Annotated in this window: 15 protein-coding genes; all 15 read left to right on the top strand. The window is 66.4% G+C overall.

The genetic code is table 11. The features are described from left to right. Window position 1 precedes the first annotated feature (1 nt). The 15 genes from ACQ651_RS09605 (at window position 2) to ftsA (ending at window position 14879) form a co-directional block, all read left to right on the top strand. Complete coding sequence (locus ACQ651_RS09605; RefSeq protein ID WP_227284689.1) at window positions 2-1480, top strand: UDP-N-acetylmuramoyl-L-alanyl-D-glutamate--2,6-diaminopimelate ligase; 1479 nt, start codon at window positions 2-4, stop codon at window positions 1478-1480. Beyond that, window positions 1477-2892 carry a UDP-N-acetylmuramoyl-tripeptide--D-alanyl-D-alanine ligase gene (locus tag ACQ651_RS09600; protein WP_375551940.1) on the top strand — a complete coding sequence of 472 codons (1416 nt, stop codon included), beginning with the start codon at window positions 1477-1479 and terminating at the stop codon, window positions 2890-2892. Before ACQ651_RS09605 ends, ACQ651_RS09600 begins: the two co-directional genes overlap by 4 nt. A gap of 12 nt (window positions 2893-2904) precedes the next feature. Next, window positions 2905-3990, top strand: coding sequence for a phospho-N-acetylmuramoyl-pentapeptide-transferase (gene mraY, locus ACQ651_RS09595; RefSeq protein WP_227284686.1), 1086 nt, complete (start codon window positions 2905-2907; stop codon window positions 3988-3990). A gap of 115 nt (window positions 3991-4105) precedes the next feature. Further along, entirely contained in the window at window positions 4106-5509 is a 1404-nt protein-coding gene (gene murD / locus ACQ651_RS09590; RefSeq protein ID WP_430449141.1) for a UDP-N-acetylmuramoyl-L-alanine--D-glutamate ligase, read from the top strand. Between the two features lie 51 nt (window positions 5510-5560). Next, window positions 5561-5944, top strand: a complete 384-nt coding sequence (locus ACQ651_RS09585; protein ID WP_430449140.1) for a VOC family protein — start codon at window positions 5561-5563, stop codon at window positions 5942-5944. Between the two features lie 118 nt (window positions 5945-6062). Beyond that, the gene (gene ftsW / locus ACQ651_RS09580) at window positions 6063-7229 is read left to right on the top strand and encodes a putative lipid II flippase FtsW (protein ID WP_227284683.1); all 1167 of its coding nucleotides are present in this window, start codon (window positions 6063-6065) and stop codon (window positions 7227-7229) included. 4 nt (window positions 7230-7233) lie between these two features. Further along, window positions 7234-8334, top strand: a complete 1101-nt coding sequence (gene murG / locus ACQ651_RS09575; protein ID WP_227284681.1) for an undecaprenyldiphospho-muramoylpentapeptide beta-N-acetylglucosaminyltransferase — start codon at window positions 7234-7236, stop codon at window positions 8332-8334. Beyond that, window positions 8331-9731 carry a UDP-N-acetylmuramate--L-alanine ligase gene (gene murC, locus ACQ651_RS09570; protein ID WP_227284680.1) on the top strand — a complete coding sequence of 467 codons (1401 nt, stop codon included), beginning with the start codon at window positions 8331-8333 and terminating at the stop codon, window positions 9729-9731. Before murG ends, murC begins: the two co-directional genes overlap by 4 nt. A gap of 154 nt (window positions 9732-9885) precedes the next feature. Next, window positions 9886-10137 (top strand): DUF2484 family protein, encoded by a 252-nt coding sequence (locus tag ACQ651_RS09565; RefSeq protein ID WP_227284679.1) that lies wholly within the window; start codon window positions 9886-9888, stop codon window positions 10135-10137. Next, complete coding sequence (locus ACQ651_RS09560) at window positions 10137-10385, top strand: DUF2484 family protein (RefSeq protein WP_121897279.1); 249 nt, start codon at window positions 10137-10139, stop codon at window positions 10383-10385. Before ACQ651_RS09565 ends, ACQ651_RS09560 begins: the two co-directional genes overlap by 1 nt. Before the next feature lie 67 nt (window positions 10386-10452). After that, window positions 10453-10746, top strand: a complete 294-nt coding sequence (locus ACQ651_RS09555) for a hypothetical protein (protein WP_430449139.1) — start codon at window positions 10453-10455, stop codon at window positions 10744-10746. Next, entirely contained in the window at window positions 10743-11681 is a 939-nt protein-coding gene (murB, locus tag ACQ651_RS09550) for a UDP-N-acetylmuramate dehydrogenase (RefSeq protein WP_375551942.1), read from the top strand. The genes ACQ651_RS09555 and murB overlap by 4 nt, the downstream gene beginning before the upstream one ends. Before the next feature lie 56 nt (window positions 11682-11737). Further along, window positions 11738-12664, top strand: a complete 927-nt coding sequence (locus tag ACQ651_RS09545; RefSeq protein ID WP_375552762.1) for a D-alanine--D-alanine ligase — start codon at window positions 11738-11740, stop codon at window positions 12662-12664. Beyond that, window positions 12652-13548, top strand: coding sequence for a cell division protein FtsQ/DivIB (locus ACQ651_RS09540; RefSeq protein ID WP_430449138.1), 897 nt, complete (start codon window positions 12652-12654; stop codon window positions 13546-13548). The genes ACQ651_RS09545 and ACQ651_RS09540 overlap by 13 nt, the downstream gene beginning before the upstream one ends. Beyond that, window positions 13545-14879 (top strand): cell division protein FtsA, encoded by a 1335-nt coding sequence (ftsA, locus tag ACQ651_RS09535; RefSeq protein WP_121897061.1) that lies wholly within the window; start codon window positions 13545-13547, stop codon window positions 14877-14879. Before ACQ651_RS09540 ends, ftsA begins: the two co-directional genes overlap by 4 nt. Window positions 14880-14928: the final 49 nt, after the last annotated feature.

The following is a 14928-nucleotide window of genomic DNA, read 5'->3' as shown; positions in this document are numbered from 1 at the left end:
CATGGCGCCAGGAGTGAAGACACTATCTGCGCTTGGCTTGACGCCCACCCGGGGCGGCGACGTGTCGGTCAGCGGGCTCAGCCTTGACAGCCGTGCGGTCAAGCCGGGGCATCTGTTCGCGGCCTTGCCCGGCACGCGGGTCCATGGCGCCGAGTTCATCCAGTATGCGGTGCGCATGCAGGCGGGTGTCATCCTGACCGACCGGGAGGGGGCGGAGATCGCCGCCGAACATCTGCGCGATGTCGGTGTGGTTCTGGCCGAGGATCCGCGCGCGGTCTTTGCCCATGCCTGCGCGCTGTGGTTCGGGGCGCAGCCCGAAACGATGGTTGCCGTCACCGGCACCAACGGCAAGACGAGCGTGGCCAGTTTCACCCGCCAGATCTGGGCCGCTCTGGGCATCGAGACGGCAAGCATCGGGACCACCGGAGTGGAAGGCGCGTTCACCGCGCCGGGCATCCACACCACGCCCGACGCGCTGACGCTGCATCAGTTGCTGGCCGATATGGCCGCCGCCGACGTGCAGCACGTGGCGATGGAGGCGTCGTCCCACGGGCTGGACCAGCGCCGGATGGAGGCGGTGCATCTGGCCGCCGCCGCCTTCACCAACCTGACCCAGGACCATCTGGATTATCACGGCACGATGGAGGCGTATTTTCACGCCAAGCTTCGCCTGTTCACCGAGCTTCTGCCCGAAGAGGGCACGGCGGTCGTCAATCTCGACGATCCGCGCGGCGCCGATGTGGTCGCCGCCTGTGCGGCGCGCGATATCGAGGCGATCACCATCGGCCAATATGCCGAAGACGCCCGGATGAAGATCACCGGGCGCCGCCTGGACGAAGCCGGGCAGGATGTCCTGTTTCGCTGGCAGGGGCAGCAATATCAGACCCGGCTGGAGCTAATCGGCGGATTTCAGGCGATGAATGTGCTGACGGCCGCGGGGCTTGTCATCGCGGGTGGCGCCGATGCGGAGATGGTGTTCGGCGTGCTCTCCAGGCTTCAGGGCGTGCGCGGCCGGATGCAACTGGCGGCCCGGCGCAGTTTCGGCGCACCGGTTTACGTGGACTACTCCCATACGCCCGACTCGCTGGAAACGGCGCTGAAAGCGCTTCGCCCGCATGTGCTCGGTCGCCTGATCGTGGTCTTCGGCGCGGGCGGCGACCGGGATCGCGGCAAGCGCCCGCTGATGGGGCAGGCGGCGGCGGAAAATGCCGATGTTCTGATCGTGACGGATGACAACCCCAGATCCGAGGATCCCGCCGCGATCCGCGCCGCAATCCTGCAGGCCTGCCCTGAGGCGTCGGAGGTCGGCGACCGGGCGGAGGCGATCCTGCGCGGCGTCGACGCGCTGCAGCCCGGAGATGCGCTTCTGATTGCGGGCAAGGGCCATGAAACCGGCCAGATCGTGGGCGATGTGGTCTATCCCTTTGACGATGTGGAGCAGGCGAGTGTCGCCGTTGCGGCGCTGGAGGGGCGGGTATGACCGCGCTCTGGACCGCCGCGGAGGCCGCCGCCGCCACCGGCGGCCGGACTGATGGCGACTGGACCGCAACCGGTGTGTCCATCGATACCCGTACCCTGTTGCCGGGAGACCTGTTCGTTGCGCTGAAGGATGTGCGCGATGGCCATGAGTTTGTTGCGCAGGCCCTTGAAAAGGGGGCAGCCGCGGCACTGGTCAGCCGCAGGCCCGATGATGTGGCCGCGGAGGCGCCGCTTCTGATCGTGCCGGACGTTCTGGCCGCGCTGGCCGATCTGGGGCGCGCCGGGCGGGAGCGGATGGCGGGCCGGGTGATCGCGATCACCGGATCGGTGGGCAAGACCACCACCAAGGACATGCTGCGCGTGGCGCTCCGGGCGCAGGCCCGCACCCATGTGGCGGAGGCCAGCTACAACAATCAGTGGGGCGTCCCGCTGACGCTGGCGCGGATGCCGGCGGATGCGGAATTCGCGGTGATCGAGATCGGAATGAACGCCCCCGGGGAGATCGCGCCGCTCAGCCGGATGGCCCGGCCCCATGTGGCGATGGTGACCACCGTGGCGGCCGTGCATCTGGAGGCCTTCGGCGTGATCGAGGGGATCGCGCGCGAGAAGGCCAGTATCTTCGAGGGGCTGGAGCCCGGCGGCGTGGCCCTCATCAATGCCGATCTGGAGACGACCCCGATCCTGCGGCAGGCCGCCGAGGCGCATGCCGCAAAGGTGGTCGAGTTCGGCCAGACGCCCGGATTGCCCGCGACGCTTGGCGAGGTGACGCTGGTCGACGAGACAACCGTTATCCAGGCCTCGCTCCATGACATGCCGCTTCTGTTCAAGCTGGCGGCACCCGGGCGGCATCTGGCGCTGAATGCGCTGGCCGCGCTGGCCGCGGTGGCGGCCGTGGGGGCGGATATTCCGCGCGCGGCCCTGTCGCTTGGCGCGTGGGAGGCGGTGACCGGTCGCGGCAAGCGGGAACGGATCGTTCTGGACCCGGCCCGGGACGGTGCGATCGAGATGATCGACGATGCCTTCAATGCCGGGCCCGCGTCGATGGCCGCAAGCCTGGAGGTTCTGGCCGCCGCGACGCCCGAGGGGCGCGGACGGCGGATCGCGGTTCTGGGCGACATGCTTGAACTGGGCCCCGACGGGCCCGCGATGCATGCGGATCTGGCTGATCTTCCGGCGCTGTCGGAGCTGGATCTGATCTGCACATCGGGCCCGTTGATGGCGCATCTGGACGCCATCCTGCCGGTCGACAAGCGCGGCCCCCATACGGAGACCGCCGCCGAGATGGCCCGCATTCTTCCCGGACTGCTGCGACCGGGCGATATCGTGCTGATCAAAAGCTCCAAGGGGTCACGGCTGTCCCTCGCTGTTGACGCGCTCAGGAAACTGGGGCAAGCGATTGCGGATAGAACATAAGGAAACCGCTATATGTTGTTTTGGCTGAGTGAACTGTCCGACGGCGGCGATTTTTTCAACCTGTTTCGCTACATCACCTTTCGCGCCGGTGCCGCGTTTTTTACGGCACTGATTTTCGGGTTCATTTTCGGCCAACCGCTGATCAATGCGCTGCGGCGGAAGTACGCAAACGGCCAGCCTATCCGCGAGGACGGCCCGGCCCATCACATCACCGCCAAGGCCGGTACACCGACCATGGGCGGGCTGCTGATCCTGGCGGCGCTCACGCTGTCGACGCTGCTATGGGCCCGGCTCGACAACCCCTATGTCTGGGTCGTGCTGGGTGTGACCGTGGGGTTCGGGCTGATCGGCTTTGCCGATGACTGGGCCAAGGTCAGCCGCAACAACACCAAGGGCGTATCGGGGCGGATCCGGTTGTCGCTCGGTTTTCTGATCGCGGCGGTGGCGGCCATCGTGGTGATGTACATGCACCCCGACGAGCTGTCGCAGCGGCTGGCGGTGCCGGTCTTCAAGGATTTCCTGCCCAATCTGGGCTGGATGTTCCTGCCCTTTGCCATGGTCGTGATCGTGGGCAGCGCCAATTCGGTCAACCTGACCGACGGTCTGGACGGTCTGGCGATCATGCCGGTCATGATCGCTGCGGGCACTCTGGGTGTGATCGCCTATGCGGTGGGGCGCGTCGACTTCACCACCTATCTCGACGTGCATTATGTGCCGGGAACCGGTGAGTTGCTGGTTTTCACGGCGGGTCTGATAGGCGGGGGGCTTGGGTTTCTGTGGTATAATGCGCCCCCGGCGGCGGTGATCATGGGCGATACCGGATCGCTGGCTCTTGGGGGGGCCCTCGGCGCGATTGCGGTATGCACCAAGCACGAGATCGTTCTGGCCATCGTCGGCGGGCTTTTCGTTGCCGAAACGCTGAGCGTCATCATTCAGGTGCTCTATTTCAAGCGCACCGGCAAACGGGTTTTCCTGATGGCGCCCATCCATCATCATTTCGAGAAGAAGGGCTGGACGGAACCGCAGGTCGTGATCCGGTTCTGGATCATCTCGCTGATCCTTGCGCTGATCGGTCTGGCCACGCTGAAGCTGCGCTGATGGCCGCGCCCGTCCCTCTCAGCGTATCGGTGGCGGGCGGGCACGGGGAGGTTATCGGGCCGCAACAGCCCGCGACGGTATCGGAGACGACAAGACGAGGTGGAGTGAGGCACGTATGATCCCGGTAACTGGGTTTGAAGGCGCGAAGGTTGCGGTTCTGGGGCTTGGCCGATCGGGTCTGGCCGCCGCCCGGGCCTTGCGCGCGGGCGGGGCCGATCCGCTGGTCTGGGACGACAGCGCCGCGGCGCGGGAGACCGCCGGGCGCGAGGGGTTTTCGCTCGTCGATCCGCTCAAAGCCGGTGCGCTGGACGGCGTGGCGGCGATGACCGTCTCCCCCGGTATCGCGCATCTTTACCCCGATCCTCACCCGGCGATCATGGCGGCCTGGGCGGCGGGCGTGCCGGTGGACAACGATGTGGGGCTGTTTTTCCGGTCCCTCGCCGCGGGCGACTGGGACCGGCATGTTACCCCGCCCCGGGTGATTGCGGTCACCGGGTCGAACGGGAAATCTACCACCGCCGCGCTGATCCACCATTGCCTGACGGAGGCCGGACTGCCGGCGCAACTGGCGGGCAATATCGGCGTGGGGGTGCTGGATATCGAACCTCCCGAGGATGGCGAGGTGATCGTGCTTGAACTGTCGAGCTATCAGATCGATCTGGCGCGCGCCCTGACCCCGGATGTGGCGGTGTTCACCAATCTCACCCCCGATCATCTTGACCGGCATGGCGGCATGGGCGGATATTTCGCGGCCAAGCGCCGGCTGTTTGCCGAAGGCGGGCCGGACCGGGCGGTGATCGGCGTCGACGAGAAGGAAGGGCGCTATCTGGCCAACCAACTGGCCGAGGGGCCGGGCGACGGGCGGCTGATCCGGGTCTCCGCCACATCGAAACTGACGGGTCCGGGATGGGACGTGACCGCGCGCAAGGGCTGGTTGAGCGAAACCCGGAAAGGGCGGCAGGCGGCGTCGATAGATCTGCGCGGGGTCCGCGGGCTGCCCGGTGTCCACAACCATCAGAACGCGTGCTGCGCCTACGGGGCGCTTCGGGCGCTTGGCATCGCCCCCAGGGTGATCGAGACGGCGTTTCAGTCCTTCGGCGGTCTGCCTCATCGCAGCCAGATCGTTGGCGAACGGAACGGGGTTCTGTTCGTGAATGACAGCAAGGCCACGAATGTGGATGCGGCTGCCAAGGCGCTGGCCGCCTTCCCGCGGGTGCGGTGGATCTGCGGCGGTCTGGAGAAAGAAGGCGGGCTCGACGGGCTGAAACCGGTCCTCGGATCGGTGTCGAAGGCCTATGTGATCGGGCGCGAGGCGGAGGGGTTCGCCCTGAAACTGGGCGATCTGCCCGTGGAGGTCTGCACCGATATGGCGATTGCGGTCGCCCGTGCCGCGGCGGAGGCCGAGCCGGGCGAGACGGTGCTTCTGGCTCCGGCCGCGGCGAGTTTCGATCAATACGATAACTTCGAACAGCGCGGGCAGGATTTCATGGATCAGGTCGCGAAGGTTTTGGCGGGGTAGACTCCCATCCTGTGCTATGGTCGGCCCCGCATGACAGCAGGGAGGGACGAGATGGCACAGGTGATCGGTGTGGGGGGCGTGTTTCTGGAATGCGCCGACCCGGAAGCCACGAAGGACTGGTATACCCGCGTTCTGGGGATGACGCCGACCGATTACGGCGGCTTCGATTTCCTGCACACGGGCAGCGCGGAGAAGTTCCCCGAAGGCGCGCGGACGATTTTCGCGCCCTTTGCGGCGGGCGGCGACTACTTCAAACCGTCGACATTGCCATTCATGATCAATCTGATGGTCGATGATCTGGACGCGATGCTGGCCCGGGCAGAGGCCGAGGGGGTCGACCAGGTGCAGCCCGCCCAGACCCTGGACTACGGCAAATTCGGCTGGATACTGGACCCTGACGGCCGCAAGATCGAGCTCTGGCAGCCGCCAAGCTGAATTCGGCCTGCCCGTGGCGGGGCCGCTTGTTTCGCTGGCCCCGCAGGTGATTTCACGCTAAGCTTTGCCCCAGACCCGGCAAACCGGGCATCAATGAGGCAGTATTGGGCGGTATCCCATGACGGAAATGGCGCATGGCACGGTTGTCGTGCAATCGGGTGAGGCTGTTCTGCCGCGCTGGTGGCGGACGGTTGACCGGGTCACCATCGGGTGCATTCTGGCCCTGTTCGCAATCGGGTTGTTGTTGGGCTTTGCGGCCTCTCCGCCGCTGGCTGAACGCAACGGACATGACCCGTTTCACTACGTGATCCGGCAGGCGGCCTTCGGCGGGCTGGCCCTTGCGGTGATGGTCATGGTGTCGATGCTGACACCGGTGCAGATCCGGCGCTTGGCCGTTCTGGGCTTTTTCGGCGCGTTCGGGGCGCTGGCCCTGCTTCCGGCCTTCGGGACCGATTACGGGCAGGGGGCGGTGCGCTGGTACTCGCTCGGCTTCGCCTCGGTGCAGCCCTCGGAATTCCTCAAGCCGGTCTTTGTCGTCTTCACCGCCTGGATGATCGCCGCAAGCCAGGAGGTCGGCGGCCCGCCGGGCAAGGCCGTTTCGCTGGTGGTGACTATCACGATCGTGGGCTTTCTGGCGATGCAGCCGGATTTCGGCCAGGCGGCGCTGGTCGTCTTCGCGTGGTGCGTGGTCTATTTCGTGGCCGGGGCGCCGATGCTCCTGCTGGCCGGGGTCGGCGCGCTGGTCGGTGTCGCGGGGTCGGTCGCGTATTCGAATTCGGAGCATTTCGCCCGGCGGATCGACGGGTTCCTCTCGGCGGAACTGGACCCGAACACACAGCTGGCCTATGCCACCAACGCGATCCGCGAAGGCGGGTTCTTTGGCGCCGGTCTGGGCGAGGGGGCCGTGAAATGGACCCTGCCGGATGCGCATACGGATTTCATCATCGCGGTCGCGGCCGAGGAATACGGTCTGGTTCTTGTGCTTGTCATCATCGCGCTCTTTGCCACCATCGCGCTGCGTGCGTTCTTCCGGCTGACGAAGGAACGCGATCCGTTCATTCGGCTGGCCGGTGCCGGACTCGCAAGCCTTCTGGCGTTGCAGGCGATCATCAACATGGGCGTGGCGGTGCGGCTGCTGCCCGCCAAGGGCATGACGCTTCCCTTCGTGAGCTACGGCGGGTCGAGCCTGATCGCGACGGGCATCACCATCGGCATGCTTCTGGCCCTGACCCGCACCCGCCCGCAGGGCGAGATCGGCGATATCCTCCTCAGCCGGCACCGGTAACCCCATGAGTACGACGCCCCATCTCATCATTGCAGCCGGCGGCACGGGCGGGCATATGTTCCCGGCCCAGGCCCTGGCCGAGGCGATGCTGCGCCGGGGGTGGCGGGTGACGCTGTCCACCGACGCGCGCGGGGCGCGCTACACCGGCGGGTTTCCCCATGTGGTGGAGATACGGCAGGTGTCTTCGGCCACCTTCGCGCGGGGCGGTCTTCTGGCGAAGATGATCGCGCCGCTGCGTATTCTGGGCGGCGTTCTGAGCGCCACGGCACGGATGGCACGCGAACGCCCGAGCGTCGTGGTCGGCTTCGGCGGCTACCCGTCGATCCCGGCGATGGCGGCGGCCTGGCTGACCGGCCGCCCGCGCATGCTGCATGAACAGAATGGCGTTCTGGGCCGGGTCAACCAGCTCTTTGCGAGGCGCGTGGATGTGGTGGCCTGCGGCACCTGGCCCACGGAACTCCCCGAAGGCACGAACGCCGTTCATACCGGCAACCCGGTGCGGGCCGCCGTGCTGGAACGCGCGGGTGCGGCCTATATTCCGCCAGGGGATTATCCGATGTCGGTCGTCGTGATCGGCGGCAGCCAGGGCGCGCGCATCCTGTCCGATGTGGTGCCCGCCGCCATCGCCGCCCTCCCGGACGCGGTCCGCGCCAATATCCGTATCGCGCAGCAGGCCCGCCCGGAGGATCAGGATCGTGTCGCCGCCGCCTATGCCGAGGCCGGTGTCACCGCCGAGGTGGAGCCCTTCTTCCGGGACATCCCGCGCCGGTTTTCCGAGGCGCAACTGATCATCAGCCGGTCGGGCGCGTCATCCGTCGCGGATATCTCGGTCATTGGTCGCCCGTCGATCCTGGTGCCGCTTGCGGCCGCGATCCGCGACGAGCAGACGGCCAATGCCCGCGCGCTGGTCGATGCGGATGCGGCCATCCTGATGCCCGAGAGCCAGTTCACCCCCGCAAGTCTTGCGGATCATATCACAGCCATCCTTGACCAGCCCGAGGCCGCCTTGCAGATGGCCAATGCCGCCCTTGGCACCGGCCTGCCGGACGCAACCGAGCGCCTTGCGGTTCTGGTCGAGGAATTGGCAAGGAAAGGCCAGTCATGAACGCCGCCACGAAGCTTCCCACCCAGCTTGGCCCGATCCATTTCGTCGGTATCGGCGGCATCGGCATGTCCGGGATCGCGGAGGTGCTGCTGAACCACGGGTATCAGGTGCAGGGCTCCGACCTGAAAGCCACGAAGATCACCGAGCGGCTTGAGAAACTGGGCGCCAGGATCTTCACCGGGCAAAAGGCCGAAAACCTCGACGAGGCCGAGGTGGTCGTCATCTCCAGCGCGATCAAGCCCGGGAATGCGGAGCTGGACGCGGCGCGGGCGATGGGGCTGCCGGTGGTGCGGCGCGCCGAGATGCTGGCCGAGTTGATGCGGCTGAAATCCAACATCGCGGTCGCCGGCACCCATGGCAAGACAACGACCACGACCATGGTGGCGACCCTGCTGGATGCCGGCGGGGTGGACCCCACGGTGATCAATGGCGGGGTCATCCATGCCTATGGCTCGAACGCGCGGATGGGGCAGGGTGAGTGGATGGTGGTGGAGGCCGATGAAAGCGACGGCACCTTCAACCGCCTGCCCGCGACCATCGCCATCGTCACCAATATCGACCCCGAACATATGGAGCATTGGGGAACCGAAGAGGCGCTGCATCAGGGGTTCCTCGATTTCGTGTCGAACATCCCGTTCTACGGTCTGGCGGTCTGCTGCACCGACGATCCGGACGTGCAGACGCTGGTGGGCCGGATCACCGATCGCCGGGTGCTGACCTTCGGCTTCAATGCCCAGGCCGATGTGCGCGCGGTCAACCTGCGCTATGCCAAGGGGGTGGCGCATTTCGATATCGCGTTGCAGGCCGAAGGCAAGCTGATCGAACGCTGCACCCTGCCGATGCCGGGCGATCACAACGTCTCCAACGCCCTGGCCGCCGTGGCCGTGGCCCGCCATCTGGGTCTGAAGGTCGAGGAGATCCGCGAGGCTCTGGCCGCGTTCAAGGGCGTGAACCGTCGCTTCACCAAGGTGGGCGAGGTCGGCGGCGTGACGATCATCGACGATTACGGCCATCATCCGGTGGAAATCGCCGCCGTCCTGAAGGCCGCGCGGCAGGCCAGCGAGGGCCGCGTCATCGCCGTGCATCAACCCCATCGCTATTCGCGCCTGCATTCGCTGTTCGAGGAGTTCTGCGCCTGTTTCAACAACGCCGATGTGGTCGCCATCGCCGAGGTCTTTGCCGCCGGCGAGGACCCGATCGAAGGAGCCAGCCGCGACGATCTGGTCGCGGGGCTCATCCGCCACGGTCACCGCCACGCCCGCGCCTTGCACAGCGAGGACGATCTTGAACGCCTCGTGCGGGAGCAGACCCGTGACGGCGATATCGTGGTCTGCCTTGGCGCGGGCACGATTTCGGCCTGGGCGCACGGGTTGCCTGACCGATTATCAAAACGTTAACCAGCGTGGCGTTACGATTTCTCAAACCCTCGTGCGATTGCACTCAGAAAGGGGCGGGCATGACAGGCATGATCGAACCGGATGTGACATCCAGTATCCGCGGGCCGCGCCATCCGCGACCGGGCCCCGCCCCGATCCGGCGGGAGGCGGTCTCATGAGCCTTTCGCTGACGCTGTCCTGCCTGTGGGTTCTGGCCGCCGCCGCCGTGGCGATGCTGCCGATGCGGCTGCAATACCTGCCCGGCGTCACGCTTCTGATCCTGTCGCTGCCGCTGTTGGCCTTCGTGGCCTCGCAGCATGGGCTGCTGCTGGTGCTGCTGGTCGCCTTCGCGGTGCTGTCGATGTTCCGCCGCCCGCTGATCTACTTCCTGCGCAGGGCCGTGACCCGGCTGAAAGGGGGCACCTGATGCCGATTTCCCTGACACTGGCCTGTCTCTGGGCGGTGATCGCCTGCCTGATCGGCCTGGGGCCGCAGCGATACCACTGGCCGGCCGCCTGGGCGCTGATCGCCACGGGCATTCCGCTTCTGGGCTTTGTGACATGGCAACTGGGCCCGTGGTGGGGGTTGGGTGTGCTGGTCGCGGGGGCTTCGATCCTGCGCTGGCCGCTGATCTATCTGGGCCGGTGGGTCCGGCGAACCAGCGGCGGCCAATAGGCCTCCGCCCGGGGTTCAGCTTTGCGATCCGTGCCGGTAGAGTGGCGCGGTGGAAGGGGCGGCGGCCATGGAACCTGACGTCATACTGATCATTGCAGGAACGGGGCTTGCATCGGCGGCCCTTGCCTTTGTTCTGGGCCGGTTCCTGTCGCCCCGGTTCGTCTACCTGTTCTGGGCCTGCGTCGTGGCTTTCGCGCTTTGGATCCTGATCGGCATGGCTGCGCAGGTCGGCTGGGACGCGCTTGGATCGGCGGTCGTGCTGCTGTTCGTGGCCTTGCCCGCCATTATCGGGGCGGTCGGCGGCGGGTTGCTGGGCATGCGGGCCCGCAGGGCTGCGCAGGCCGGGGGTGACCGATCGTGAGAGAACTGCCCGAGGTCAAGGGCCGGCTCAGCCGGGGGCGCCCACTCGCCGATCTCACCTGGATGCGGGTGGGCGGCCCGGCGGATGTGCTCTTCCAACCGGCGGACGAGGAGGATCTGGCGCAGTTTCTGGCCGCGCTCGACCCGGACACGCCCGTGTTCCCCATGGGCGTCGGCTCCAACCTGATTGTCCGCGATGGCGGGTTGCGGGCCGTTGTCATCCGGCTGGGCCGGGGCTTCAACGGGATCGAAACCGGCGATGGCAGGGTGACCGCCGGCGCGGCGGCGCTGGATGCCCATGTGGCGCGAAACGCGGCGAAGGCCGGGCTGGACCTGACGTTTCTGCGCACCATTCCCGGTTCCATCGGCGGGGCGCTGAAAATGAATGCGGGCTGCTATGGTGCCTATGTGGCGGATCATTTCCTGTCGGCCACGGCCGTCCTGCGCGACGGGACGCGCGTGACGCTCGGCCCCGGCGATATCCACTTTGCCTATCGCCAGACCGATCTGCCCGATGGCGCGGTGATCACATCGGTCACCTTCCGGGCCGATCCCGGCGATCCCGCGATGCTGGCGGCGCGCATGGAAGACCAGCTTGCCAGGCGCGACGCGACGCAGCCGACGCGGGATCGGAGCGCCGGATCGACCTTTCGCAATCCCGCCGGGTTCAGCTCTACCGGCCGGGCCGATGACACCCATGATCTGAAGGCCTGGAAGGTGATCGACGATGCCGGATTACGGGGCGCCACGCGCGGGGGCGCGCAGATGAGCCCCAAGCATTCCAATTTCATGATCAATACCGGCAGCGCCACCGCCGCCGATCTGGAAGGATTGGGCGAGGAGGTTCGAAAAAAGGTTTTCCAACACAGTGGAATAGAGCTAGAATGGGAAATTATGCGTGTGGGAGAACCCACAGGCGATAAACCGTCGGATTAACCGGCGGAAAAGAACACCAAAACGGGCAGCCAAAAGCCCGGCGGTATATGAGGCACATGTTGGCGGTGAGTTCGGGCAGAACACTCCCCACAGTTGCGGTTTTGATGGGCGGCCCCTCGGCAGAACGGGAGGTGTCGTTGTCCACCGGGCGTGAATGCGCCGCTGCACTGCGTGGAGAGGGATTTCAGGTGACGGAGGTCGATGCCGGCCCCGACCTTCCCGCGCGTCTGGCCGAGATCAGGCCGGATGTCGCCTTCAACGCACTGCATGGCCGGTGGGGCGAGGATGGCTGCGTTCAGGGTCTGCTTGAATGGCTGCGCGTCCCCTATACGCATTCCGGGGTTCTGGCCTCGGCGCTGGCGCTCGACAAGCAGCGCAGCAAGGATATGTACCGCGCCCATGATCTGCCCGTCGTCGACAGCGTGCTGGCGGCGAAGGCCGATGTCATGGCCGGTCACGTGATGGCCCCCCCTTATGTCGTGAAGCCCAACAACGAAGGCTCCTCGGTCGGGGTCTATCTGGTGCATGAGGCGGCTAACGGCCCGCCGAAACTGGCCGACACGATGCCCGATGAAGTGATGGTGGAGACCTTCGTGCCGGGCCGCGAACTGACCACCACGGTGATGGATGACCGGCCGCTGACGGTGACCGATATCCTGACCGATGGGTGGTATGACTACGACGCGAAATACAAGCCCGGCGGCTCCCGCCATGTGGTGCCGGCGGATCTGCCCGCGTCCGTCTTCGATGCCTGCATGCAGATGGCGCTCACGGCCCATATCGCGCTTGGATGCCGAGGGGTCAGCCGGACGGATTTCCGGTGGGACGAGACGCGCGGCCTGGGGGGTCTGATCCTGCTGGAGACCAACACCCAGCCCGGCATGACGCCCACATCGCTGACACCGGAACAGGGTCAGGCCGTCGGGATCAGCTTCGGCCAGATGTGCCGCTGGCTGGTGGAGGATGCGTCATGCGACCGTTGATCGCCCGCCGCGGCCCGGTTCTGACCCATCGCGATCCCGCGCCGTCGATCTGGTCCTACAGGTTTCAGCGGCTCTGGCTGACACCGCTGTTCCGGTCGCTCCTGCGGGTGGGGCTGCCGGCCTTCGCCCTTGTCATGGGTGTCGGGTGGTACCTGTCCGACCCGGCGCATTGGCGCGGTGTCTCCGATCAGGTCGCGGAACTGCGCCGGGAGATCGAGAACCGCCCGGAATTCCGGGTCAACCTGATGAATATCAACGGCGCAAGCCCGCAGCTTGCCGAAGATCTGCGCGCGGTGCTGGCGCTTGATCTGCCGGTGTCCTCCTTCGATCTCGATCTTGCGGCGATGCGGGAAACGCTGGAACGGATTCCTGCGGTATCCCGCGCCGAGTTGCGGATCCAGTCGGGTGGCTATCTTGCCGTCAAGATTGAGGAGCGGGTGCCGGTCGTCATCTGGCAGACCCGCGTCGAACCGGTGCTGCTGGACGGAGAGGGCAATTTTGTCGCCCGGCTGGTGGACCGGGAGCTGGTCGCGCCCTTGCCGATGATCGCCGGTGAAGGCGCCGATCTGGCGGTGGCGGAGGCGCTGGCACTTTTCGAAACGGCGGCCCCGTTGCGGGACAGGATGCGCGGGCTTGTGCGCATGGGCGAGCGGCGATGGGATGTGGTCCTGCGCGACGGGCGCCGCATACTGTTGCCCGCAGACCAGCCGAGGCCCGCGCTTGACCGGGTGCTGGCGCTGGATGACGCGCAGGACGTGCTGGAGCGCGCCGTTCTCAGGATCGACATGCGCAACCCGCAGCGCCCCAATATTCAACTCAGCCCTCATGCATTGACCGAGTTGCGTCGGATGCGGGGCACAGACATCGGAGACGGGAACGGATGAGTATGCTGTACCAATCGCAGCGGGCCATGCGCGCCAAACGCCAGGAAGCCATGCGCCGCGGGGTGATGGCGATCCTTGATGTGGGCAGCCACAAGATCGCCTGTCTGGTGCTGCGCTTCGACAGCTCGGACGAGTTTCGCCCGTCCGATGGGGTCGGCGCGATGGCGGGGCAATCGTCGTTCCGGGTGATCGGGGCGGCAACCACACGGTCGCGCGGCGTGAAGTTCGGCGAGATCGAGACGATGCAGGAAACCGAACGCGCGATCCGGACGGCGGTTCAGGGCGCGCAGAAAATGGCCGCCTCCCGCGTGGATCATGTGATCGTCAGCTTTGCCGGCGCGCGCCCGCGATCCTACGGGCTGACGGGGGAGGTCAGCCTGCAGACCGGAACGGTCAGCGAATGCGATGTCGCCCGGGTTCTGGCCGCCTGCGATGTGCCGGATTTCGGCGAGGGCCGCGAGGTGCTGCACGCGCAGCCGGTGAATTTCGCGCTCGATCACCGGACCGGGCTCAGCGATCCGCGCGGACATGTGGGCAACCGGCTGTCCACGGATATGCATCTGCTGACCATCGACGCCCACGCGATCGAAAATCTGCTCTACTGCGTCAAACGCTGCGATCTGGAGCTGGCCGGCATCGCGTCGTCGTCCTATGTCGCCGGTGTGGCGAGCCTTGTGGAGGATGAGCAGGAACTGGGGGCGGCCTGCATCGATATGGGCGGCGGCTCGACCGGGCTGTCGATCTTCATCAAGAAGCACATGATTTTCGCCGATACCGTGCGCATGGGGGGCGACCACGTCACCTCGGATATCAGTCAGGGCCTGCAGATCCCGATGCATGATGCGGAGCGGCTGAAAACGCGCTTCGGGGGTGTCGTCGCCACCGGCATAGATGACCGGGAACGGATCGAACTCGAAGCCGATACCGGCGACTGGCACCACGACCGGCGCACGATTTCACGGGCCGAACTGATCGGCGTGATGCGCCCCCGGGTGGAGGAGATCCTCGAAGAGGTGCGCGCCCGGCTGGACGCGGCCGGGTTCGACCATCTGCCAAGCCAGCGGATCGTTCTGACCGGTGGCGCCAGCCAGGTGCCCGGTCTCGATGCGCTGGCATCGAAGATCCTGGGCAATCAGGTGCGGCTCGGGCGGCCGTTGCGTGTGCAGGGCCTGCCGCAATCGGCCTGCGGCCCCGCATTTTCCGCCTGTGTGGGCCTGTCGCTCTTCGCGGCCTACCCGCAGGACGAGTGGTGGGACTTCGAAGTGCCCGCCGATCGGTACCCCGCGCGCTCTCTGAAACGGGCGGTAAAATGGTTCCGTGACAACTGGTAACCGCAATATCCGGGGTGACCGGGCGAAATACCGCCTATCAGCCTCAAAT

Origin of the sequence: Rhodophyticola sp. (assembly GCF_965284195.1) — a bacterium.
Classification (GTDB): domain Bacteria; phylum Pseudomonadota; class Alphaproteobacteria; order Rhodobacterales; family Rhodobacteraceae; genus Rhodophyticola.
Note: the sequence above shows the minus strand (reverse complement) of the source record. Positions and strands in the feature narration are given on the sequence as shown.

Coding starts and splice junctions, on each gene's coding strand:
- ACQ651_RS09565 (WP_227284679.1), top strand. CDS start 9,886: ATGAGCCTTTCGCTGACGCTGTCCTGCCTGTGGGTTCTGGCCGCCGCC.
- ACQ651_RS09560 (WP_121897279.1), top strand. CDS start 10,137: ATGCCGATTTCCCTGACACTGGCCTGTCTCTGGGCGGTGATCGCCTGC.
- ftsW (WP_227284683.1), top strand. CDS start 6,063: ATGACGGAAATGGCGCATGGCACGGTTGTCGTGCAATCGGGTGAGGCT.
- murC (WP_227284680.1), top strand. CDS start 8,331: ATGAACGCCGCCACGAAGCTTCCCACCCAGCTTGGCCCGATCCATTTC.
- ACQ651_RS09585 (WP_430449140.1), top strand. CDS start 5,561: ATGGCACAGGTGATCGGTGTGGGGGGCGTGTTTCTGGAATGCGCCGAC.
- murG (WP_227284681.1), top strand. CDS start 7,234: ATGAGTACGACGCCCCATCTCATCATTGCAGCCGGCGGCACGGGCGGG.
- ACQ651_RS09600 (WP_375551940.1), top strand. CDS start 1,477: ATGACCGCGCTCTGGACCGCCGCGGAGGCCGCCGCCGCCACCGGCGGC.
- ACQ651_RS09540 (WP_430449138.1), top strand. CDS start 12,652: ATGCGACCGTTGATCGCCCGCCGCGGCCCGGTTCTGACCCATCGCGAT.
- ACQ651_RS09605 (WP_227284689.1), top strand. CDS start 2: ATGGCGCCAGGAGTGAAGACACTATCTGCGCTTGGCTTGACGCCCACC.
- ftsA (WP_121897061.1), top strand. CDS start 13,545: ATGAGTATGCTGTACCAATCGCAGCGGGCCATGCGCGCCAAACGCCAG.
- murD (WP_430449141.1), top strand. CDS start 4,106: ATGATCCCGGTAACTGGGTTTGAAGGCGCGAAGGTTGCGGTTCTGGGG.
- ACQ651_RS09555 (WP_430449139.1), top strand. CDS start 10,453: ATGGAACCTGACGTCATACTGATCATTGCAGGAACGGGGCTTGCATCG.
- ACQ651_RS09545 (WP_375552762.1), top strand. CDS start 11,738: ATGTTGGCGGTGAGTTCGGGCAGAACACTCCCCACAGTTGCGGTTTTG.
- mraY (WP_227284686.1), top strand. CDS start 2,905: ATGTTGTTTTGGCTGAGTGAACTGTCCGACGGCGGCGATTTTTTCAAC.